The sequence below is a fragment of the Polaromonas sp. genome (assembly GCF_012927485.1).
Classification (GTDB): Bacteria; Pseudomonadota; Gammaproteobacteria; order Burkholderiales; family Burkholderiaceae_C; genus Polaromonas.
Genome location: NZ_JABBPC010000013.1, coordinates 1 through 21,177, shown reverse-complemented (window position 1 = coordinate 21,177; position 21,177 = coordinate 1). Strand labels below are relative to the sequence as shown.

Sequence of the window (21,177 nt, the reverse complement as noted above, 5' to 3'; positions counted from 1 at the left end):
TTTTTAGTAGAGGTATTTCATGAAGCGCGCTCTCTTTTCCATATTTTCTTCCCTTGTTCTTGCCGCCACGCTGTCCGCCTGCGGCTCCAATGTCAAACTTGCCGATATTCCTGTGGAAGACAGGACGGCAACTGCGAAGCCGGGCGACGATGCAGGTGGCGCAGCTAGCAGGGGAGTAGCCCCGGTTCAAATTGGTGGCACGGAAGCAACCGGCGCTGGACCCGCCAATACCGCCAAAATCGTTTATTTCGATTTTGACAGCTATGTGGTGAAGCCCGAATTTCAGGGCACTATTGAGGCGCATGCGAAGTATCTGACTGCCAATAAGTCCCGCAAGGCGGCCATCGAAGGGCATACCGACGAACGCGGCGGCCGTGAGTACAACCTGGCGCTGGGACAAAAACGCTCTGAAGCCGTACGACGGGCGCTAGAGCTTTTGGGCGTTGCAGATTCCCAGGTGGAAGCGGTGAGTTTTGGCAAGGAAAAGCCAGCCGCCTCGGGCTCGGATGAAGAGTCGATGGCTAAGAATCGCCGTGCAGAAATGAACTACCGTTAATTTGGCAGCCGAACTGTGAATATGTTCAAAGCAGCCGCAGGGTTTGCGGCCTGCATATTGGCATTGAGTGCTCATGCAGCCTTGTTTGAAGATGACGAGGCTCGCAGAGCACTGCTCGATTTGCGACAAAAAGTTGATTCTTCGCAGCAGCGGACGGCAGAGGATTTGCGGAAAGCCAGCGACGACAACGTCCAGTTGCGGCGTAGCCTGCTCGATCTGTCCAACCAGATTGAGGCTCTGCGTAACGAGATGGCCACGATGCGGGGTCAAAACGAGCAACTGACGAGAGGTGTTGCCGATATGCAGCGCACCCAGAAAGACCTTACTCAAGGTGTCGACGATCGCTTGCGAAAGTTTGAACCCGGCAAGGTGACCGTGGACGGCAAGGAGTTTTTGGCAGACCCGGCGGAAAAGCAGGAATTTGAGGCAGCGCTTGCTATTCTTCGTAAGGGCGATTTTGCCGCTGCTCAGTCGAGTTTCATGACTTTCATGAAACATTACCCCCAAACTGGCTACAAGGCGTCTGCGCTGTTCTGGCTGGCCAACGCCCAGTATGCCTTACGCGACTACCGGTATGCGATAGTGAACTTCCGCGCCTTGGTCGCGGCCGACCCCAGTCATATGCGAGCACCAGAAGCACTCTTGTCGGTGGCCAATTGTCAATTGGAACTCAAGGACGCCAAGTCGGCCCGCAAAACACTTGAAGACCTTGCGAAAACTTATCCACAGTCTGAAGCTGCCTCAGTGGCCAAAGAGCGGTTAAGCAAATTGAAGTAGCCGGCACGCAAGGTCAAATTCAGCTTCCGTTCCCACTTAAAATGAGGGATGGATATTTCCGAATTCAACTCGCTCACCACGCAGGTTCTTTGGGCTGGATTCGGCCTTTCGATGATCTTCGGCGCGATCTCGCAACGCACCCGTTTTTGCACGATGGGTGCGGTCAGCGATATCGTAAATATGGCTGACTGGACGCGCATGCGAATGTGGGCCATGGCGATCGGCGTTGCCATGATTGGCTTTTTCGGTATGGCTGCAGCAGGCGTCATTGATCCCGGCAAAACGCTTTATGCCTCGAACCGATTTATCTGGCTCTCTGCGTTAGTTGGCGGCGCCCTGTTTGGTTTTGGCATGGTTTTGTCTTCTGGTTGCGGTGGCAAGACACTGGTACGCATCGGGGGCGGCAGTCTGAAATCGCTCGTGGTGCTTGCCGTGATGGGCATTGCCGGTTTCGCGACGCTTAAAGGTATCACCGCTGTGGTTCGCGTGGCCACCATCGACAAGGTAGCGCTCGACTTCACAACCAACGCCGCCTTGCCGAACTGGGCCGCAGGCATACTGGGCGTGACACCCGGCGCTGCTGGGCTGGGTCTAGCCCTGTTAATCGGATTGGGTTTGATCACCTGGGCTTTGTATGGCAAAGATTTTCGTCACTTTGACAACCTGCTGGCGGGCTTGGGTATTGGCGCTGTTATTTCGGCTATGTGGTGGGTTAGCGGCAGCCTGGGTTATGTGATCGAGAATCCGGAAACTTTGCAGGAGGCCTTCGTCGCCACTAACTCCGGCAGGTCAGAAGCCATGAGCTTTGTTGCACCAGTGGCTTACGCCCTGGATTGGCTCATGTTTTTTAGCGACAAGAGCAAGGTCCTCACGCTCGGCATCGTGTCGGTATTTGGTGTTGTCGTGGGCTCAGCCATTTATTCGCTGTTTTCGCGCAAGTTTCGCTGGGAGGGCTTTCGCGACGTGCAGGACACCGCCAATCACTTGCTCGGTGCCACATTGATGGGTGTGGGCGGTGTGTCCGCAATGGGCTGCACCGTAGGGCAGGGACTGTCTGGCATCGCGACCTTGAGCGCGACGAGTTTTGTCGCCGTGGCAGCCATATTAACGGGCTGCGTAGGTGGCTTGAAATATCAGATATGGCGAGCATGAGCCTTCGCCTGCTGCGTTCTTCCGGTACCCAGCATGAACTCTGAAACCGGTGTGGCGACTGCCGACCTCAATCGGCGCTTTGGTAGTCTTGATCGGCTTTATGGTGCGGCGGGGGGACGGCGGATTCGCGCCGCACATATCGTGGTGGTGGGTCTGGGAGGCGTGGGTTCATGGGCTGCGGAAGCCGTTGCGCGTAGCGGGGTAGCCCGCCTAACGCTGATTGACCTTGACCACATTGCAGAATCGAATATTAACCGCCAAGTTCATGCCCTTGATAGCACGTTGGGTCAGGCTAAAGTACAGGCGATGCGTGAACGAATAGCCCTCATTAACCCGGCTTGCCAGGTGGCTTGCATTGAAGAGTTTGTGGATGCTGCCAATTGGCCAAGTATGCTTGCTTTAGGCGAAGGTTTTGATCCGGAACAATTAACCGTAATCGACGCCTGCGATCAGGTGAAGGCTAAGACTGCGATGGCCGCTTGGGCGATTGCAAGCAAGGTCACTTTGATCAGCGTGGGAGCGGCGGGCGGGAAGCGGCTCGCGCATCGGGTTGAGATTGACGATTTGTCACTTGTTACGCACGACCCCTTGCTCGCGCAGATGCGTTACCGACTCCGAAAAGAACACAATGCGGCGCGTCAGGGAAAGATCGGAGTCGCCTCTGTTTTTAGTCGGGAGCCTGTGTTGCAGCCAGTGCCGGCCAAAGCCTTCGATCAGCCGGAAATCGTTACGGAAGAAGATCTAAAAACTCACGGCCACTCCGCGATGCAGAGCGACGGCAGTCTTAATTGCCACGGCTACGGATCACTCGTCTGTGTAACTTCCACATTTGGGTTGTGCGCCGCCGGTTGGGTGCTCAATAAAATTGCTGGATAGTTTCGAGAAGAGTTAAAAAATAACACTATAATTTAGAGCTGTGCTGCAAACGATGCGGTACGGACCGGAAGAAATTCTGGGACGTTAGCTCAGTTGGTAGAGCAGCGGACTTTTAATCCGTTTGTCGTGGGTTCGACCCCCGCACGTCCCACCAATTTTTTGGGTTGATGGAATTTAAATCCCATTTGGGTTCTTAGCTCAGCTGGTAGAGCAGCGGACTCTTAATCCGTCGGTCGCGAGTTCGAATCTCGCAGAACCCACCAGTCACAAGCCTTATAGGCATTAGCCCCATAGCTATTTAATTAATAGCAAGGGGCTTTTAATTTGTGGTGTCAACATCCCGTGTAGCCACCATGTAGCCAGCGGTACACGTTTTTGTACCGTGTAGCCAGCACTGACACCATCCTTGCCGGGGCCTGCGCTAGCGCTAGTAATAAGCCGGCTGTCTGATAGGCGAGTGGTGCGATGGTGGGTCAGGCGTTCAAAGCAGGCTAGGCAAACTCCGTGCCCATTCACACCCAGGCCGGACGGAGCGGTAAAAGTTTGGACACTCCCTTGCAACCGCACACCAAAAAAGGTTCATTGGCCGATGTATTCGGTATCGGATTAATTAGGGATTCGTTGCGCAGGCTTGCACTTGTAGACCCCGACAGACGGTGTACCTCTGTAAGAACGCGTAAGGCCGGAATGTGTCAATGACTTTGCTACACCGTACGTCATAAATTTACTGCGCAGGGTTATGCTGTTTCAGTCGGTTTCCTTTGCTCTAGCGATCACTGACCTGGGATCGTGGAAAGGAGCTGTCAGATCATGCGCGGTTTACGACCGAGTCTGGCGTGAAGGTCTTCTTTGCCGCAGTCCGTGGCAGCGCGACACAAACGAGAACACGAATGGTCTTCTGCGGCAATACTTCCCAAAGGGCACAGACCTGTCTAGATGGAGCGCACAAGAGATCCAAGCCGTAGCTCACACGCTGAACATCAGGCCTCGGAAAGCGCTAGGCTGGAAGACACCAGCCGAAGCCGTTAACGAGTACTTAAAATCCGTTCAACAATTCAATGTTGCGACGACCAGTTGAATGTGCCCAATACTGCGGCCACGAATTCCAGTCAGCACTGGCGCGCTACAAGATGAAAAGCTCGATGAGTCGCAAAGGCGATTGTTGGGATAATGCCCCCCACGGATAGCTTCTGGGGTCGCCTGAAAGTGGGCCGTTTGTACGGCAGAAAATTCGCGACACGCAGGCAGGCCATGAATGAGGTCATTGACTGGATGACGTTCTACAACCACCGCAGAATTCACTCGACATTGGGCTACGTCAGCCCGATGCAGTTTGAGAACAGCTGGCACGCGGCACAGCTATTGAAGGCCGCATAGTCGAGCAGCTAAGGGGTACGTCAAACAGGGGCAGGTTCAATGGCGTACTTTTGTAGGAAATGGATGACGGCAACTTGCTTCAACACCCAGCCGGAATTCAAGACGGCCAAGTCGTGGTCAAACACGACGACCACATCGGATTTGCCCTAAGATCATGTGGGCTCTGTGCCTATGAAATTTGTTTGATAACTTAAAGGAACGAACCATGCGAACACGTCGCCAAGCCACCCGCATTTCCCTTGCTGTCATCACTGTGGCGGCCGTTGCCGCCATATCGGGCTGCGGCATGATGAACCGCCAGTCGAATCTGGTTGCCTTCACCACTCAGCTCCGTGCTGCCAACGAGATGCCGACCAATGCCAGCCAAGGCACCGGGTCGGTCGACGCAATGCTTGACAAGGACACCAACCTGCTTCGTTGGAAAGTCACCTTCGCCAGCCTAACGGGACCCGCCACTGCGGCCCACTTCCACGGCCCTGCTGCCATCGGTGCCAACGCAGGCGTTGCCCTTCCGTGGCCAGGCCCGATCGTTAGCCCGATGGAAGGAAGTGCCACTTTAACGCCAGCGCAAGCGGCTGACTTGGTGGCCGGCCGCTGGTACGCCAACATCCATACGGCGGCCAATCCCGGCGGAGAAGTGCGCGGCCAGATGACGGCTCGTTACTGACTCCCGGTCGGTTGATTTCGAATCGATAGGTCGGTCCTCCTCTTAGGGGCTGAGGCCGATTCCAGATTGGATCCAGTGTTAAAACTTTTTTGGGGCTCAACGTGCTGCTACAAAAGCGCCGAGAGCGCCTAAAAGTCCCTGTCAAGTGCGGGGAGAGGTTTAAAACCTTAAGATTGAGGGTTATTTTTAAATCGTAGGCGTTACCACAAGATAATGGCCGCGGTTCTTACCGATCGCCCTCATGAACGCCCCCGTCGACGTCTCTTTCTTCATGCGCTCTGCAAAGCCGCTACCCAGTTACCGGAAGTACTGGGCCGCTCGCTTTGGTACGGCCAAATTCCTGCCGACTAGCCGGGCGGAAATGGACGTGCTCGGTTGGGACAGTTGCGACATCATCATCGTCACCGGCGACGCCTACGTAGACCATCCCAGCTTCGGCATGGCGGTGATCGGGCGTCTGCTGGAAGCACAGGGGTTTCGCGTAGGGATCATTGCGCAGCCCGAGTGGCAAAGCGCTGAGTCGTTCAAGGTACTGGGCAAGCCCAACCTGTTTTTTGGCGTGGCAGCCGGCAACATGGACTCGATGATCAACCGCTACACAGCGGATCGAAAGATTCGTAGTGACGACGCTTACACGCCCGGCGATATTGGCGGAAAGCGCCCTGACCGTGCAGCACTGGTGTATTCACAGCGCTGCAAGGAAGCCTACAAAGAAATCCCGATCATTCTTGGCGGAATTGAAGGCTCGCTTCGGCGCATTGCGCACTACGACTACTGGTCTGACAAAGTCCGCCGCAGTGTGGTGGTGGACTCGAAATGTGACTTGCTCCTATACGGCAACGCCGAACGCGCTATTGTCGAAGTTGCGCACCGCTTGGCCGCTAAGGAATCCGTTGCGACCATGACCGACATTCGCGGCACCGCTTTTATTCGCCGAATTGGCGACAAGACCGCGCAGGGCTGGTACGAGATCGATTCCACCAGTGTTGATGCGCCGGGTCGCGTGGAAGCGCACGTCAATCCCTACATGATAATTTCGGAGCAGGCCAAAGAGCAGGGTGCCACGTGCGCCCGCGAAGATGAGGCGGCTGAGGTGGCTGTGAAAGCCGAGACGGCGGGATCGCCGGCCCTCGTGCATCCTAAAAAGACAGCCTCGGAAAACGCCAATCCCGTTGTCAAACCTTTGACTTTTGTGCCCAACCCGAACCTGTCCTCCATGCAGGGCAAAGTCAAGGTCCCGCCGCGCGATCGCTCAGTCATTCGCCTGCCTTCGTATGAGCAGGTCAAAAGCGACGCTGTGCTGTATGCCCACGCCAATCGCGTGTTGCACCTGGAAACCAATCCAGGAAATGCCAGAGCGCTGGTACAGGCCCACGGTGAGGGCGCTACTGCGCGCGACGTTTGGATCACCCCGCCTCCCATTCCGCTAACGACGGTCGAGATGGACTATGTCTTTGATCTGCCTTACGCGCGTTCACCACACCCCAGTTATGCCGACGAAAACGGCAGCCATGACCACGCTACCAAGATTCCTGCTTGGGAAATGATCCGCTTTAGCATCAACATCATGCGCGGCTGCTTCGGCGGCTGCACCTTTTGTTCAATCACAGAACACGAAGGCCGGATCATCCAGAGTCGGTCAGAAGACTCGGTCATCCGCGAAATTGAAGCGATCCGCGATACGGTCAAAGGATTTACCGGAGCGATATCCGACTTGGGCGGTCCCACCGCGAACATGTACCGCATCGGCTGCAAATCACCCGAAATTGAAGCCGCCTGCCGCAAGCCCTCCTGTGTTTACCCGGGCATTTGCCAAAATCTGAACACCGATCACAATCCGCTGATCAAGATGTATCGCCGTGCGCGGGCACTCAAAGGCGTGAAAAAGATACTCATTAGTTCTGGCCTGCGTTACGACCTGGCCTTGCAAAGCCCTGAGTATGTGAAAGAACTCGTCTCGCACCATGTGGGCGGATATCTCAAGATCGCGCCTGAGCACACTGAACAGGGGCCGTTAACCAAGATGATGAAACCCGGCATCGGCAACTACGATAAGTTCAAGCAGATGTTCGAGAAATACACACTTGAAGCGGGCAAAAAGCAATTTTTAATACCCTATTTCATCGCGGCCCATCCTGGTACCAGCGATGAGGACATGATGAACCTTGCAATCTGGCTCAAGAAAAATGGTTTTAGGGCTGATCAGGTGCAAACTTTTTATCCCTCGCCGATGGCCACAGCCACGGCGATGTACCACACGAACAAGAATCCGCTTCGCAAAATCACGCGGGACAGCGAAACCGTCGACGTCGTTCGCGGCGATCGTCGCCGGCGCCTGCACAAGGCGTTTTTGCGCTACCACGATCCCATCAACTGGCCATTGCTGCGGGAAGCTCTTAAAAGCATGGGCCGCGTGGATTTGATTGGCAACGGCAAGAACCACCTGATTCCAACCTATCAGCCGCTGACCGGTGGCGGTTATAGCAGTGCACGCCGCAAAAACTCGACAAGCTCCGTGACTCAGGTTACGCCTACGGTTAAAGGTCGAATCCTGACCCAGCACACTGGACTTCCGCCAAGGGAAAACGGTTCGGGTAAGACCGCAGGCAAATTACTGCGCAGACTGCGCTAAGCTAATAATTGATTCTTTAGGCTTGAAATTCTTCTGATCCCTGGAGATCGCGCGGAGCCACGATTAACTTGACAGCATTCCCGCTTTTCCCAGAAACACCGGGTCCGGCGGGTTAGAGACCCGTTGCGTGTATTAACTTGTTCTTTTCGGCAATTTGCTTGGACGTAAAGTTGCAAGAACAATATAGCCGCCAGGATGAAGGGCGGTTGCAATACTCCTGAATGGCAAGGGCGCGCTTGGCCGATCACGGGAGGGCACCGTCGCCAAAAAATGATCTAGAAGAATTTTGAATCGAACAGCCAGTTCGTATTGCGAAGTAATTTTCAAAACCAATTTTTTACTTTGTAAAAAATAAGTAGTATTTTTACAAAAAAGTAATGGATTTCCATTTGAGAAAAATTTAAAAAAGAAGTGAAAATGTGTAAACTCATTCGGTTCAAATTGCGTTGAAAGAGCTATGAAAATTGATATTCTCCCAAAGTCGGCGGAAGAGTTTTGCGGTACTTCCTATGCTGCGATGCTGCTTGACCTTTCGGTAGGAACTGTTCAGGCATTGGTAGAAAAAAACGAGCTGCGGGCATGGAAAACGGGTGGAGGCCACCGGCGAATTTCAATGCAGTCGATACTCGACTACCAGAAGCGACACCACCTAAAAGTCTCATCCCGGCGCGCGAATGAAGCCGCGCTTAAGCTTCTTGTAGTTGAAGACGATGCCCTTACCCGCGAATTGATCAAAAGCATGGTCGAGCAATGGAACCTGCCAATTGATTGCACTGCGATGGCCTCGGCAATCGACGCGTTGATTGACATGGCCTCTTTACACCCGGACGTTTTGATCACAGATCTGAATATGCCCGGGGTAGATGGCTTCGAGTTACTAAGAACGCTGCGGGCCAATCCCTCTTTTGCCGACATCTCTGTCTTGGCGCTCACCGGCCTTAGTGAAACCCAAGTAGCCGAGCGAGGCGGGTTGCCCGAAAATACGGTTCTTTTGGGAAAACCGTTGGACATGAGCTGGCTCAATGGGTACTTCGTAGCGTTGCTGGGTAATCGAAAGCGAAAACTGATTTCAAGCTGAGATTTACAAGAGCCAGAGATTTGGTTATGGCTCTTTAACGCACGGTCTCTTCAGCCAACCCAGTCAACTGTCAGGCTGCTATTTTCTGGTAGCTTCCGGCGGGCTATTTATGATGGGCCGATGAGTAATGAGTCTATTTCAGGCCGTGCGCATTCAGACCATCGTGTGCAGCGGAATGTCCTTCGCTCCGGCGAGATTGTCCAATTGCCTGCGCGTCTGGGTGAGCAAGAAACCAGCGATGAGTTCATGCGTGGCCGGAGCGAACATGGCACGCATGTCGAAGGCCGGAGCGCCAGCCGCCTCGCACAAAGCGGCGGCAAAGTGAGGCTCCAGGGCAGCGACGGCCACGCGGCCATCCTTGCAGGGATAAATTCGATAACCGGCGTGGGCGCCGCCGACTGATCCACTCGGCTGCGTCAGGCCCCATTGCAGCGGCAAGGCCAAATAAGCCGCGGCATTCGACAGCGCCACCTCAATGTACACGCCTTGACCTTTGATGCGCTGCGCCATGGTGGCTTGCAGTATTGCTTCGCTGGCCATCAAAGAGCCGCCCATGTCGGCATACAAGGATGCGGGTAGATCCAAGCCGGGCACCAGGCCTTTTTCGGCCAGGTAGGTGAGATCGTGGCCGGGTTCGTCGGCTCGCTCACCTGGGCTGCCGACGATGGCGATCTGGCTCAGGTGCGGGTGTTGGCGGTGAAGAGACTTCCATGTCAAGCCCAGTTTTACCAGCGCTGAGGGTCGAAACGAGGTCAGCAACACATCCGCTTTAGCCAGCTCGCGGTGAAGCACATTTTGGCCCGCTTCAGTCTTTAAGTCAGCCACCAATACTTTCACGCCTTCATGCAGTTGCGCATAAGAAGGTTTGCTGTAGTGGCCCATTGGGTCACCACTGGGGGGCTCCAATTTAATGCAGCGCGCGCCCATTTGCTGGCAACGCATCAGCGCCGCAGGGCCAGGCAAATTGAGTGCCAGGCTCAACACGCGGGTGCCGCGCAGAGATTTGACGGAGAAGTGGGAGGCGGTTTTTCTGACCATGATGTCTCGCTTGTAGGCTGCTCAGTTGATCGCGTGTTTGGGGAGTCGACGAAGATTCAGCTGGATATATTTTGAACATACTATTGGTCGCATCGACCCCGTGACAGACGCATAAGCCGCAGCGACGGACCGTATCGCAATCATTGGCGCTAACGTCTGAGCTGGCGTTGATACCAGGGAATCACGTAGCAGCTGCTCTGTGGTGGCGTGAGGCCGTGGTTAGGAATAGCGTCCGCCTGATCACCCCCTTGCAGTTGCCCGCACCGGTCACGCCGAGGTGTGTGCTCTTCTACTTGAACATTCCAGTGCTCCGCGCCGGTGAGGCTATGCTGCGCGCTAGCCAGTAATACGGTGCTGCTGCGCGTGCCATAGGCGTGGTCGGGCGACTCGACAAATGCACTTGACAGTGCCTCCTCCAGCGCCAAAGGTACACCGCTAGAGGGTAGATTTTCGCGAGGGGCGCGTTTCCGGCTAGCTAGCGCCGCCCACAATAACGATTGCAGCGCCTGCACGGCGTGTGGCTCAGGCGTACCAGCTTGTGCAGTCAAGGCGGCAGTGAGGATGGCTTTTAGGGCGCAGGCCTTTGGCCACGGGGTGTTTAGCGCCGCATTCGAAAGGGCGTACACCCCGGGCGGCAGAGACTGGCTATGCCAAGCGGACGTGCCGGTTGCGAATTTGTTTGTAAGCCAAGTCCAGGCGTTTCGCTGAAAGTCACCCAGCACCAGGTTGAAGCCGCCATAAGCTGCGTGATGTTCCTCAAGCGTCAGAGCAAACGCGTTGGCGTCGCATGACTGGTCAAGCCAGCGCGTGACCAGCTCTCCTCGAGAACGCGACGCGGCCAATGGATGAGCCTCCCGCACATTGGTGAGAAAAGCCACCCGACCACCGCGGGTGATGCCCATCCAGGTTCCACCAGCACGCAGGTCGCGGCCGGAGATGATCTCTTGACCAGAGTCTGACCGCCAGATTTCCAGAGGCCGGGTCGGACGGTTCAAAAACTCGTCGCGGTTGGCTGCAATCACCAGCGGCCAGCGGGTTGAGGCGCCGATAGCAAACGCAATCAGGCACACTGTGAAGCCCGCGAGTTCATGCGTTCAGATATCCTGGAGCAGGGGATAGGGAAGGGGCAGCAGCGCCAAAGGAGCGCCCGAGCTACTTCCCAAGCTAAGACGGCCATCAGCCGAGTCGGCAGCGGCTGAAGTCTGCATCGACACGATGGCGTCAAATCCGCCTGACGGATTTGCTGCACAGGCAGCCACCAGGCCGCAGGGTTGTTCCGTGTCACGGGCTTGAAACACTTCTTGTCCAACAACCGGCGTTCCCTGGGTATGCGCGACATAGGCCCGCCGTTTCAGCGTGCCGCGAAACTGACTCCGCGCAACGACTTCCTGGCCGGGGTAGCAACCTTTTTTAAAACTCACGCCCCCGACAGATTCGTAATTAAGCATTTGCGGCACAAAAGCCTCAAAAATAGGCCGGGTAATCATGGCAATGCCGGACTGAACATCCAGCCAGTGCCAAAGGGTCAGGGCGATGGATGGGCCGCCAGGTATCGACGAACTGGCAGGCAAGCACCAGAGCGCACGCGCTACATCTGCGCCAGGGTATAAATACACCAAGTTTCCATCGCCAACATCAGCCTTGGTCCACGCGGGGCATGTGTCTTTAGCTATTAATTCAATAGCATTTCCGGCCACACCATACAGCGTAAAATCATTGCTGGCGTCGATGAGTTTGACTTTTGCGCGCATTACGAACATCAACAGGCGCCTCAGTGTAGTGGCGAGAAGGTCGCGACTGCATACCAGCAGGACTTCTTCCTCGCTACCTTGGATTCGCTTGAATACGATGAAGCTCGCCTGCATGCGGCCTTTGGCATTACAGAACGCGGCCAGGTGCGCCTCCGACAGCGCCAGCAAGGCGATGTCCTGGGTCAACTGGCTCTGCAGAAACTTCACGGCCTCTTCGCCAGTCACGCGAATCACGCCGAGGTGCGTCAGTTCTACGACACCTGAAATATCTAGGGCAATGCTGGGCATGGGCATGGGCGCTCTGGTGTGGTTGGAGGAATGGCCTGAATTATCATAGTCCTCTGATTTTCCGTTCTGTATTGAAAAGGTAGTTCAGCTGTGCGTCGTGTCTTTAAAAGTTTCGTGATACTGGTATTTGCCGGCGCACTCCTGCTGGGCGGTGCCGTTGGCTGGTGGGTAAACCAGCCCATGGCATTGCACTTGAAGCCCGGCAGCCAGGTTTTAGACCTTGAAATCGAACCTGGCACAACCGCCAGCGGCGTAGCCGCAGTGGTCGTAGCCAGTGGTGCCGTTGTGCCGGTGCTGTTACTGCAGGCTTGGTTCCGAATTTCGGGTCAGGCCCGGCAGATTAAGGCCGGGAGCTATGAACTGGTGTCCGGTACTACGCCCCGCAAACTATTAAGAATGTTGGTGCGCGGCGAAGAAACCCTCAAAAGCGTCACTCTAGTAGAAGGATGGACCTTCAGCCAAGTGAGAGTCGCGCTGCAAAAAGCAGAGCAGCTTGCGCCTGATACGCTTGGTCTAAGCCCCGAAATAATCATGCAAGAACTGAATAAACCTGGGGTCTATCCTGAAGGCCGATTCTTCCCAGACACCTACACTTATGCCAAAGGGTCCAGCGATCTGACGGTGCTAAAGCGAGCCGCCCGGGCTATGGATCAGCGGTTGGGCGTCGCTTGGGCCATGCGGAGCCCGGCTACACCCCTAAAAACGCCGGAGGAGGCCCTGATATTAGCGAGTATTGTAGAAAAAGAGACTGGCAAACCCGCCGACCGGCCGCAAATCGGAGGTGTCTTTAGCAACCGACTGCGCATCGGGATGCCGCTTCAGACTGATCCAACCGTGATTTATGGTTTGGGCGCGCAGTTTGATGGCCTCTTGCGCAAACGCGACTTGCTGAGCGACACGCCTTACAACACCTACACCCGCATCGGTTTGCCGCCCACGCCAATTGCCATGCCAGGCAAAGCCGCCTTGCTGGCGGCCGTGCAGCCCGCGCCCACCAAAGCACTTTATTTTGTGGCGCGGAATGACGGGAGCGGGAGTAGCCAATTCAGCGCCAGCCTGGACGAACACAATCGTGCCGTCAACAAATACATTCGGGGTCAGTAAGCATAATGACAATGCACGGACTTTTCATCAGTTTTGAGGGCATAGATGGCGCGGGTAAATCCACACACATCTCGGGTCTAGCTGACGCGTTTAGTGCGCAGGGCAGGGCGGTAACCTTAACTCGAGAACCTGGCGGCACACCGCTGGCTGAAAAGCTTCGCGCCATGGTGCTCGGCGACGCCATGGATCCGTTGACCGAAGCCCTGCTGATTTTCGCGGCCCGCCGTGATCACTTGGTGAACGTGATCGCCCCTGCATTGGTACGTGGCGACGTGGTGCTGTGCGATCGATTCACCGACGCCACATTTGCTTATCAAGGGGGAGGACGCGGTTTTGACCTGGACTTGCTGTCGACCCTGGAGCAATGGGTGCAATCCGACGAAGGGCTTTTGGGCGACCCGGCCGGGAACTCGCCGATGAAACCCGAAGTTGAAACCGTCATAGAACCCCACCTCACGGTCTGGTTTGACCTGCCTCCTGAGGCGGCCGCAGTGCGGCTTGCCGGTGCACGGCTACCCGATAAATTTGAATCTCAACCGCTGGAGTTTTTCCGCAAGGTGGCTCAAGGCTATGCTGATCGCCAGCGCGGCCATCCCGAACGCTTCGCCCGCATCGACGCGTCCCAAACCCGCGACGCGGTTTGGCAGGCGGTGCGGCAGGTTGTCGTCGCTAAAGGCTGGTTGTCATGAGCGATGCAAGTGCCGATACCTCAGCCGAAGACCAACGCCTCGCTCCTTGGTTGCAAACCCAGCTGGAAAGCCTGCTGACTCAACGCGGGCACGCCTGGCTGCTCAACGGACCTTCGGGGCTAGGGCAGTTTGAGCTGGCGCTGGCGCTGGCTCGGGCTTGGCTGTGCGAGCATGCTACGGCTCATGGTGCCTGCGGCACTTGCGGCAGCTGTCATGCTGTGGACGTGCACACCCACGCCGACCTTTGTATGCTGATGCCTGAAACCTTGTCGCTTGCCCTTGGGTGGCCGCTAGACGAAAAAACGCAAGATGATTTAGACAGCAAGAAGCGCAAGCCGAGCAAAGAAATCAAGGTAGATGCAGCGCGGGAAGCCGTGTCATTTACCCAGTTCACGCGCTCGCGCGGCACCACCAAAGTGGTATTGGTGTTTCCGGCCGAGCGCATGAACAACATCACGGCCAATACCCTGCTAAAAACCCTGGAAGAGCCGCCCGGACCCGTTAAATTTATTCTGGCCAGCGAGGCGGCTCACCAATTGCTTCCAACCCTACGCAGTCGCTGTCTTGGCCACACCATGGTTTGGCCTAATTTCGATAAGGCATTGGCCTGGCTCGAAAATGAAACTACTCGCCTAGGTGAGCGCGCGGGGAATTCCAAAAAGGTTGCCCCCGCGCACCGGACGGCAGATTTGCAGACGTTGCTGATAGCGGCTGGCGGGCGCCCCGCCAATGCTCTGGCTTGGGCGCAAAATAGTCCGTCCAGGGAAGCTGCCGAGCACTGGAAGGCCCTGCCGCAAGCCATGGCGCGGGGCGAGGTCGCTGCATTGGCGCATTTGGCCCCCGCGCAAGCCGTCGATGCTTTGCAGAAGCTTTGCCATGACGTTTTTGCGCTTAGGGTGGGGGCTTCCCCGCGCTTTTTTAGCACTGACGACCTTCCGCTGATCGCTAGCAGGTCAGGTAGCGCTCCTGCCGCCAGGCCTGGTCTTTACGCCCTTGCCAATTGGTCCAAGGAATTAACCGCGCTCACTCGCACCGTGGAGCATCCTTACAATCCGGGCTTGATGCTCGAGTCGTTGGTCAGCCGTGCCCAAGCAGCACTTAACGCCAAATAGCGGACTACGCACCGTGCAATGGCATACAACTATCGCAATTCGGCCATCAAACCGATAAACTCGCCTTATGAGCACCAAGTTACCTGTCAGTTCCCCTGCCGCATCCACCTCTCGGCCTAGCGTTGTTCAGCTGGCAATTAAGGAAAAGGCAGCGCTCTATGCCGCTTACATTCCTTTGTTTAAAGAAGGCGGTGTGTTTATTCCGACAACCCGCGAGTACAAGCTTGGGGATGATGTCTATGTTTTGCTGACGCTTCCCGATGACACCCAACGCTATCCAGTGGCTGGCAAAGTGGCTTGGGTCACCCCGCCGCGCGCTTCAGGTAACCGAACACAGGGCGTTGGTGTAAGGTTTCCGTCCGACGAGAAATCCCGCCTGCTGAAGATCAAGATTGAAGAAATCTTGGGCGTTCATCTGGCCTCTGACCGACCCACGCAGACTATTTAGGCAGTATTGGAACGGCAAACGGACGCGACTATTTCAACAGCTTGTTGCACGGTCTGCTTAAGCTGTGCAGAGGTTTTATACCTAAAAGATTTTTCTGAATGTTTACCGATTCCCATTGCCACTTGAGCTTTCCCGAGCTACAGGCCCAATTACCGCAAATTCGCCAGGCCATGCACGACGCCCAGGTGGACAGGGCGCTGTGCATTTGTACGACGCTGGAAGAATTCGAGACGGTACACCATCTCGCCACCCGCTATGACAACTTCTGGTCAACCGTCGGTGTGCACCCCGACAACGAAGGCGTGCTGGAACCCACGCTGGCCGACCTGGTGCAGCGTGCAAGCCTGCCGAAAGTCGTTGGTATTGGTGAAACTGGACTGGATTATTTTCGGCTTGGCGAGCGCACTGTAGCTGACATGGAATGGCAGCGCGAGCGCTTTCGAGTGCATATCCGAGCTTCTCGGCAGACCGGGAAACCGCTGGTGATTCATACCCGGAGCGCTTCGGACGATACTCTCTCCATTTTGAGAGAAAAAAGCGAGGACGCAGACGCAGTGCGGGCAGGCGGCGTCTTTCACTGCTTCACCGAGACTGAAACAGTGGCTCGCGCTGCACTTGACCTCGGTTTTTATATTTCCTTCTCAGGCATATTGACTTTTAAAAATGCAGGCGACCTACGGGAGATAGTCCGATTTGTCCCGCTTGACCGCATCCTGATCGAAACCGATAGTCCCTATTTGGCCCCCGTGCCTTATCGCGGCAAAATCAACAATCCATCGTATGTCCCTTTAGTGGCGCAACAGATTGCCGAAATCAAGCGACAACCTTTGGATGCTATCGGCGAGGCGACCAGCCGCAACTTTGAGCAGCTGTTTACCACGGTTTTGGTATGAGAAAAAACTTCGCAAATCACATTAAAACAGTTATTTATCTCTTTGTTTTTATTGGATTTAGTGGGGTTTATGCTGGCTCCTATGACGACTTCTTCATCGCCATTAAACGGGATGATCCAGGCAAGATAAAAGAGCTTCTGGCGCGTGGTTTTGATGCCAATACCCTCGACCCACACGGCCTCGATGGCTTGTATATTGCGGTGCGTGAACCCTCACTCAACGCTGCGCAAGCGTTGATCGACTGGCCTAAAACAGATGTAAACCTTCTCAACGCCAAGGATGAAAGCCCGCTCATGCTGGCAGCGCTCGAAGGTCACCAGGACTTGGTCGAAAAGCTGATAAAAAGAGGTGCCGATGTTAATAAGACCGGCTGGACACCACTGCATTACGCGGCCAGCAGCGGACAGCTAACCATCATCAGTCTGTTGCTCGAAAACAGCGCCTACATCGACGCCGAATCGCCTAACGGCACCACACCCTTGATGATGGCGGCTCGGTATGGAACGCCTGCGGCAGTCAAGCTACTGCTGCAGGAAGGCGCTGACTCACAGCTCAAAAATAAACAAGGCCTAACCGCGTTGCAGTTCGCCCAGCGCGGCAACCGGCCGGATTCGGCCGAAGCCATTGCAGCAGTCATACGCAGCAAGCGGCCAATTGGGCAATGGTAGTGCGCGAGAACAGCGCAAAGTCTGACCGCTTATGGCGCGGCAAAGAGCGTTGACGCGAGGCTGTAAAACTCATACTTGATAAACAGGAAGTCTGGAGGTATGGACAACTCACTCATGTAGCGAAGTGCAAAAAGCTAGACCACGGAAAACAATACTCAGATGTTCCACGATGTATAGCTACGTAAGTTATTGATTCCATTGGAAATTCTTTCAAATTTAGTTAAATTTTTTGGCGCTGCTGGAAGCCTGCGTTCCTACGGAGCCGCTAAATTCAGGGTCCTGCGTTCCTGCGGAGCCGCTAAATTCAGGGTCCTGCGTTCCTGCGGAGCCGCTGGGTTCGGGGTCAGGTTTTTCATGGCGCGTGAGCGCGTTTGTTCCTGCTTTGAGGGTGTGCCTCGCGTCGGGGGCCAACCCTGCGGGATTGGCTTTTCTATGCCACCAGTGCCAAGGCGCAGTCAGTTGCGCTTCGCTTCCATGGGGTTGCACCCCATACCCCGGTGCGCCTATTTCAGCGCTCAGCAGCCGATCCACCGCCCTCCGAACGATCCGCGCCATGCACCACAGCGGTGCAGCTCGAAGCCTCACCGGCACCCAGCGCGGCCCATGATTAGCCACTTTGACCGACCACCGAACCATCCCCGGCACCCACTTTGGCAAGCTCTGAACCATCGTCTGGACGGTTTCAGGACAGGTGAGGGCGTTCATACCCTCGCCCCTTGTTTTCCACCATGCGAAACTTTACCCTTCAGGCTCTGGCCTGACCACTTTGAGCCTTCTCCAATGACAGGCAGTGTTTTTCGCGAATCGATGACCCCTAATTTCCTAAAGTGTTCTATAAATAAATTAGAGCCCGGCGCTTCGCGCCGGTCTGCGGCGGTGGCCGCAGACCCCGGCACGACAGCACCTAAGGGCTCTGGGGACGCTGACGCATCCCCGGCGCCCACCGGCGCTGCCATGCCATGGACTCCAAGTGCCTGTAAGAGCTGGCCGTTACGTTGGTATAGCACCTTGAAATTGCGCGCTTGTCTGACCAGCAGCGACCACCAGGTGGCGTCATGAGGCTCGAAGCTATGACCCTCAGGCGTCCAGAGCTTACCGCCGTGGAAATGCCAACCATGCCACTCCCGACCTGGCAACTCAAACCAGCGCAGCACCCGCACCAATTTATAGGCGGCATATGGCACACCGACTTTGCCGGAAAACCAATACCGAATCGTGCGCGGTGTGACGTGAAGAAGTTTCGCAGCTTCCTCAATAGACAGACCTGCATCGGCACACAGCACTTTAAAGCGAGAACTAAGCATGGCGCGGTTTTCCCGGGCTTGGCGGGTTTTCAGGGGAATCTGCGGGCCTTGATTGTATGTTCCACGATGTATATTATGTTAAGTTGCTTGCAAAACGATATTCTTTGTTTGAACCGCCTCTGTGCACACCCAAGAGCTAGATTACGTAAGTTATGGAAAGAATCCTTCGTAACTTCAATACTTAGGTCAAAAAAGTAGTCCCTGGCGATAGCAATCAAGCAGCTCGCTCAACTACGCCGAGCGTGTGATTAACAAAGGTGTGAAATTCAACCGGTACCAACAAGGTGGCGGCTATTGATAAGATTAATGCAGGCAAACAAACTCTAGTCATCGTTTGGCAAGCGAAGTGCCTCGACATTATCGGTGAGCAACTCCATCGCGGAGGTAAACGAGTTACCCAATCGATGCTCAACTTCAAGTCATATTCCGCTGCCGATACGTCCTGGTTCGCGCCGAATTTATGCACATAACAATAACCTACGGAGCTATGGGAAAACTACCGCGCCCTATACATTGGCTTAATTCAGGGGAAAGCTTTCCGCCTCTAAACGATGCCTGGAGTCACCAGGACCCTGCGCCGGGTCTATTGGCCGCTGGCGCGACGCTGGATGTTTCCACCTTGGTTCAGGCCTACTCCCTTGGTATTTTCCCGTGGTTCAGTCTGGGACAGCCAGTGCTGTGGTGGAGTCCAGATCCGCGCATGGTATTGAAAACCACTAACTTCAAGCTGCACCAGTCTTTACGCAAAACTCTGCTGCATTTTCTGGATGATCCGAGCTTTGAAATCAGGTTTGACAGTGACTTCGACCATGTTATCAATGCCTGTGCCAACAAGCCCCGCGCCGGGCAACCAGGCACCTGGATTGTTCCCGACATGGTACGGGCCTATGCTGCCTTGCATAGGGCCGGTCACGCCCATAGCGTAGAAACTTGGGTAGGAGGTGAACTTACCGGAGGCCTTTACTGCGTCAATCTCGGCGGCATGGTGTTTGGTGAGTCCATGTTCGCACACAAGACCGACGCCTCTAAAATTGCATTGGCTGCCTTAGTGGCCTTCGGTCGGATTCATCATATTCCGATGATCGATTGCCAGCAAAGTACCCGGCATCTTGCATCACTGGGAGCGGCCGAAATCAGCCGCGCCGAGTTCGTATCACACCTTCATCAGAGCGTTGGCAAAGTCGCCCCCACTTGGCGATTTGACCCTTTATACTGGAATCAAATTTTGACGGCCGGACCGTTTACCTCATCGTGACGCACCTTAAAGACCTGCCACTGCAAACCTTGCAGTTTTATGCCACAGCGCCCTACCCTTGCAGTTACCTGCCGGGCAAGCAAGCCCGCTCACAAGTAGCTACGCCCAGCCACCTTATTCATAACGACGCGTATTCAAGCCTTGTGACCAGTGGGTTTCGACGCAGTGGAATGTTCACCTACCGACCTTACTGCGATAAGTGCCAGGCCTGCGTTCCGTTACGCGTTCCCGTCAGCAACTTTAAAGCAGACCGAAGCCAGCGTCGCGCCTGGAATCGGCACCAGTCGCTGCAAGCGCGCACACTCAAACTGTGTTTCGTGCCGGAGCATTACCAACTCTACCTGCGCTACCAGCGCGGTCGGCACGCCGGAGGGGGGATGGACCACGACAGTATTGATCAATACACTCAATTCCTGCTCCAAAGCCGTGTCAATTCGCGCTTGGTGGAGTTTCGCGAGAGCCTGGCCAATGGTGAGGCCGGTGCGCTCAAGATGGTCTCAATCCTCGATGTGCTGGAAGACGGTATTTCTGCTGTCTATACTTTTTACGAACCAGACGACCAAGCGAGCTACGGCAACTACAACGTGCTCTGGCAAATAGAGCAGGCGAAGCGTATTGGCCTGCCTTACCTATATTTGGGCTATTGGATCGCCGAAAGTCCGAAAATGAATTACAAAGCTCGATTCAGTCCCAATGAAATATTGGTTGACGGTCAATGGGTACTGTTTGATACGCCTTCGGCAATAAGCCAACACGGGCTTCACAAACAAAAAAAAGAGGCTTGAAGTTGGATCAGCAGATGATTCTTTATTTCACAGCGTAAAATTTGATGCAGAAAGTCTGCACATGAAAAAGCCCGACATCGCCATTCCTGCTATTCCGACGGTTCAAGTGATTGAACGAATATTTACTCTCCTCGAAATTTTGGCAACGCGTGAGGAGGCAGTGTCACTCAAAGAAATCAGCGGGAAGTCAGGGCTGCACCCGTCCACTGCCCACCGCATCCTGAACGATCTGGCAACAGGGCGTTTTGTGGAAAGGCCGGCTGCGGGTAGTTATCGGCTCGGCATGCGTCTCTTGGAACTGGGAAATCTCGTTAAGGCCCGGCTGAATGTGCGCGATGCTGCACTCACTCCGATGCGCGAATTGCATAAGCTGACCCAGCAACCAGTGAATCTGAGTGTTCGGCAAGGTGACGAAATAATTTACGTGGAACGTGCTTACAGCGAGCGATCTGGCATGCAGGTAGTGCGGGCTATTGGGGGCCGAGCACCGCTTCATCTGACTTCCGTAGGCAAGCTATTCTTGGCTTCTGACGATCCTCAACGTTTACGCACCTATGCAACGCGGACGGGCTTGTCGGGGCAGACCCGAAACAGCATCACCCAATTGCCGGCCTTGGAACGCGAGTTATCCAAAGCCAGGCAATATGGCATTGCGCGTGACAATGAAGAGTTGGAATTGGGGGTACGTTGCATGGCCGTCGGAATTTATGACGATCAAAACATACTG

Annotated in this window: 21 protein-coding genes, 2 tRNA genes and 2 pseudogenes; 20 read left to right on the top strand and 5 right to left on the bottom strand. The window is 55.2% G+C overall.

Going from position 1 to position 21,177, the window contains the following annotated elements:
* Window positions 1-19: 19 nt before the first annotated feature.
* The 11 genes and pseudogenes from pal to HHJ16_RS06035 all read left to right on the top strand — a co-directional run bounded on the left by pal (window position 20) and on the right by HHJ16_RS06035 (window position 9,115).
* Entirely contained in the window at window positions 20-556 is a 537-nt protein-coding gene (gene pal / locus HHJ16_RS06085) for a peptidoglycan-associated lipoprotein Pal (protein ID WP_293641596.1), read from the top strand.
* Window positions 557-577: 21 nt separating this feature from the next.
* Window positions 578-1,333, top strand: coding sequence for a tol-pal system protein YbgF (ybgF, locus tag HHJ16_RS06080; protein WP_293641806.1), 756 nt, complete (start codon window positions 578-580; stop codon window positions 1,331-1,333).
* 48 nt (window positions 1,334-1,381) lie between these two features.
* Window positions 1,382-2,485, top strand: coding sequence for a YeeE/YedE family protein (locus HHJ16_RS06075; protein WP_293641595.1), 1,104 nt, complete (start codon window positions 1,382-1,384; stop codon window positions 2,483-2,485).
* A gap of 33 nt (window positions 2,486-2,518) precedes the next feature.
* The gene (locus HHJ16_RS06070; protein WP_293641594.1) at window positions 2,519-3,361 is read left to right on the top strand and encodes a tRNA threonylcarbamoyladenosine dehydratase; all 843 of its coding nucleotides are present in this window, start codon (window positions 2,519-2,521) and stop codon (window positions 3,359-3,361) included.
* A 78-nt stretch (window positions 3,362-3,439) separates the two neighbouring features.
* Window positions 3,440-3,515: transfer RNA gene (locus tag HHJ16_RS06065), tRNA-Lys, on the top strand.
* Between the two features lie 33 nt (window positions 3,516-3,548).
* Window positions 3,549-3,624 (top strand) — tRNA-Lys (locus HHJ16_RS06060).
* A gap of 501 nt (window positions 3,625-4,125) precedes the next feature.
* A pseudogene (locus tag HHJ16_RS06055) lies at window positions 4,126-4,439 on the top strand (IS30 family transposase); the annotation flags it as partial.
* A 4-nt stretch (window positions 4,440-4,443) separates the two neighbouring features.
* Window positions 4,444-4,738: pseudogene (locus HHJ16_RS06050) on the top strand (integrase core domain-containing protein); the annotation flags it as partial.
* 205 nt (window positions 4,739-4,943) lie between these two features.
* Entirely contained in the window at window positions 4,944-5,405 is a 462-nt protein-coding gene (locus HHJ16_RS06045) for a CHRD domain-containing protein (RefSeq protein WP_293641593.1), read from the top strand.
* 241 nt (window positions 5,406-5,646) lie between these two features.
* Window positions 5,647-8,037, top strand: a complete 2,391-nt coding sequence (locus HHJ16_RS06040) for a YgiQ family radical SAM protein (protein WP_293641592.1) — start codon at window positions 5,647-5,649, stop codon at window positions 8,035-8,037.
* A 457-nt stretch (window positions 8,038-8,494) separates the two neighbouring features.
* Window positions 8,495-9,115: a response regulator gene (locus HHJ16_RS06035; RefSeq protein ID WP_293641591.1), complete on the top strand. Its 621-nt coding sequence runs from the start codon at window positions 8,495-8,497 to the stop codon at window positions 9,113-9,115.
* 153 nt (window positions 9,116-9,268) lie between these two features.
* Here HHJ16_RS06035 and HHJ16_RS06030 read toward each other — a convergent pair whose 3' ends face one another.
* The 3 genes from HHJ16_RS06030 to HHJ16_RS06020 all read right to left on the bottom strand — a co-directional run bounded on the left by HHJ16_RS06030 (window position 9,269) and on the right by HHJ16_RS06020 (window position 12,198).
* The gene (locus HHJ16_RS06030) at window positions 9,269-10,153 is read right to left on the bottom strand and encodes a CoA transferase (RefSeq protein WP_293641590.1); all 885 of its coding nucleotides are present in this window, start codon (window positions 10,151-10,153) and stop codon (window positions 9,269-9,271) included.
* 149 nt (window positions 10,154-10,302) lie between these two features.
* Complete coding sequence (locus HHJ16_RS06025) at window positions 10,303-11,223, bottom strand: NRDE family protein (protein WP_293641588.1); 921 nt, start codon at window positions 11,221-11,223, stop codon at window positions 10,303-10,305.
* 24 nt (window positions 11,224-11,247) lie between these two features.
* Window positions 11,248-12,198 (bottom strand): folate-binding protein, encoded by a 951-nt coding sequence (locus HHJ16_RS06020; protein ID WP_293641586.1) that lies wholly within the window; start codon window positions 12,196-12,198, stop codon window positions 11,248-11,250.
* 84 nt (window positions 12,199-12,282) lie between these two features.
* Here HHJ16_RS06020 and mltG point away from each other — a divergent pair, with 84 nt between their 5' ends.
* From mltG to HHJ16_RS05990, 6 genes are all read left to right on the top strand, one after another.
* Window positions 12,283-13,296: an endolytic transglycosylase MltG gene (gene mltG / locus HHJ16_RS06015; protein ID WP_293641585.1), complete on the top strand. Its 1,014-nt coding sequence runs from the start codon at window positions 12,283-12,285 to the stop codon at window positions 13,294-13,296.
* Between the two features lie 5 nt (window positions 13,297-13,301).
* Entirely contained in the window at window positions 13,302-13,985 is a 684-nt protein-coding gene (gene tmk / locus HHJ16_RS06010; RefSeq protein ID WP_293641584.1) for a dTMP kinase, read from the top strand.
* Entirely contained in the window at window positions 13,982-15,097 is a 1,116-nt protein-coding gene (locus HHJ16_RS06005) for a DNA polymerase III subunit delta' (RefSeq protein WP_293641583.1), read from the top strand. The genes tmk and HHJ16_RS06005 overlap by 4 nt, the downstream gene beginning before the upstream one ends.
* Window positions 15,098-15,164: 67 nt before the next feature.
* Entirely contained in the window at window positions 15,165-15,545 is a 381-nt protein-coding gene (locus HHJ16_RS06000) for a PilZ domain-containing protein (RefSeq protein ID WP_293641582.1), read from the top strand.
* A gap of 98 nt (window positions 15,546-15,643) precedes the next feature.
* Window positions 15,644-16,438 carry a TatD family hydrolase gene (locus HHJ16_RS05995; RefSeq protein WP_293641581.1) on the top strand — a complete coding sequence of 265 codons (795 nt, stop codon included), beginning with the start codon at window positions 15,644-15,646 and terminating at the stop codon, window positions 16,436-16,438.
* Complete coding sequence (locus HHJ16_RS05990) at window positions 16,435-17,106, top strand: ankyrin repeat domain-containing protein (RefSeq protein ID WP_293641580.1); 672 nt, start codon at window positions 16,435-16,437, stop codon at window positions 17,104-17,106. The genes HHJ16_RS05995 and HHJ16_RS05990 overlap by 4 nt, the downstream gene beginning before the upstream one ends.
* Before the next feature lie 216 nt (window positions 17,107-17,322).
* Here the strand turns inward: HHJ16_RS05990 and HHJ16_RS05985 are convergent, their stop codons facing one another.
* Entirely contained in the window at window positions 17,323-17,811 is a 489-nt protein-coding gene (locus tag HHJ16_RS05985) for a hypothetical protein (RefSeq protein ID WP_293641579.1), read from the bottom strand.
* Window positions 17,808-18,410, bottom strand: a complete 603-nt coding sequence (locus HHJ16_RS05980) for a VC1465 family Xer recombination activation factor (RefSeq protein ID WP_293641578.1) — start codon at window positions 18,408-18,410, stop codon at window positions 17,808-17,810. Before HHJ16_RS05980 ends, HHJ16_RS05985 begins: the two co-directional genes overlap by 4 nt.
* A 487-nt stretch (window positions 18,411-18,897) precedes the next feature.
* Between HHJ16_RS05980 and aat the strand changes: the two genes are divergently transcribed.
* The 3 genes from aat to HHJ16_RS05965 form a co-directional block, all read left to right on the top strand.
* Complete coding sequence (gene aat, locus HHJ16_RS05975) at window positions 18,898-19,665, top strand: leucyl/phenylalanyl-tRNA--protein transferase (RefSeq protein WP_293641577.1); 768 nt, start codon at window positions 18,898-18,900, stop codon at window positions 19,663-19,665.
* On the top strand, window positions 19,662-20,450 hold the full coding sequence (locus tag HHJ16_RS05970) for an arginyltransferase (RefSeq protein WP_293641576.1): 789 nt from the start codon (window positions 19,662-19,664) through the stop codon (window positions 20,448-20,450). Before aat ends, HHJ16_RS05970 begins: the two co-directional genes overlap by 4 nt.
* Before the next feature lie 61 nt (window positions 20,451-20,511).
* Window positions 20,512-21,177: IclR family transcriptional regulator (locus tag HHJ16_RS05965; protein WP_293641575.1), on the top strand; the 666-nt coding region annotated here is incomplete at its 3' end.

Bases quoted from the DNA above. Each gene is read 5' to 3' on its own strand.
- HHJ16_RS06005 (WP_293641583.1), top strand. From the start codon at position 13,982: ATGAGCGATGCAAGTGCCGATACCTCAGCCGAAGACCAACGCCTCGCT.
- HHJ16_RS05980 (WP_293641578.1), bottom strand. From the start codon at position 18,410: ATGCTTAGTTCTCGCTTTAAAGTGCTGTGTGCCGATGCAGGTCTGTCT.
- HHJ16_RS06000 (WP_293641582.1), top strand. From the start codon at position 15,165: ATGAGCACCAAGTTACCTGTCAGTTCCCCTGCCGCATCCACCTCTCGG.
- HHJ16_RS06020 (WP_293641586.1), bottom strand. From the start codon at position 12,198: ATGCCCATGCCCAGCATTGCCCTAGATATTTCAGGTGTCGTAGAACTG.
- HHJ16_RS06075 (WP_293641595.1), top strand. From the start codon at position 1,382: ATGGATATTTCCGAATTCAACTCGCTCACCACGCAGGTTCTTTGGGCT.
- HHJ16_RS06070 (WP_293641594.1), top strand. From the start codon at position 2,519: ATGAACTCTGAAACCGGTGTGGCGACTGCCGACCTCAATCGGCGCTTT.
- HHJ16_RS06030 (WP_293641590.1), bottom strand. From the start codon at position 10,153: ATGGTCAGAAAAACCGCCTCCCACTTCTCCGTCAAATCTCTGCGCGGC.
- tmk (WP_293641584.1), top strand. From the start codon at position 13,302: ATGACAATGCACGGACTTTTCATCAGTTTTGAGGGCATAGATGGCGCG.
- HHJ16_RS05995 (WP_293641581.1), top strand. From the start codon at position 15,644: ATGTTTACCGATTCCCATTGCCACTTGAGCTTTCCCGAGCTACAGGCC.
- HHJ16_RS05990 (WP_293641580.1), top strand. From the start codon at position 16,435: ATGAGAAAAAACTTCGCAAATCACATTAAAACAGTTATTTATCTCTTT.
- HHJ16_RS05985 (WP_293641579.1), bottom strand. From the start codon at position 17,811: ATGAACGCCCTCACCTGTCCTGAAACCGTCCAGACGATGGTTCAGAGC.
- HHJ16_RS06040 (WP_293641592.1), top strand. From the start codon at position 5,647: ATGAACGCCCCCGTCGACGTCTCTTTCTTCATGCGCTCTGCAAAGCCG.
- HHJ16_RS06045 (WP_293641593.1), top strand. From the start codon at position 4,944: ATGCGAACACGTCGCCAAGCCACCCGCATTTCCCTTGCTGTCATCACT.
- HHJ16_RS06035 (WP_293641591.1), top strand. From the start codon at position 8,495: ATGAAAATTGATATTCTCCCAAAGTCGGCGGAAGAGTTTTGCGGTACT.
- ybgF (WP_293641806.1), top strand. From the start codon at position 578: ATGTTCAAAGCAGCCGCAGGGTTTGCGGCCTGCATATTGGCATTGAGT.
- pal (WP_293641596.1), top strand. From the start codon at position 20: ATGAAGCGCGCTCTCTTTTCCATATTTTCTTCCCTTGTTCTTGCCGCC.
- aat (WP_293641577.1), top strand. From the start codon at position 18,898: ATGGGAAAACTACCGCGCCCTATACATTGGCTTAATTCAGGGGAAAGC.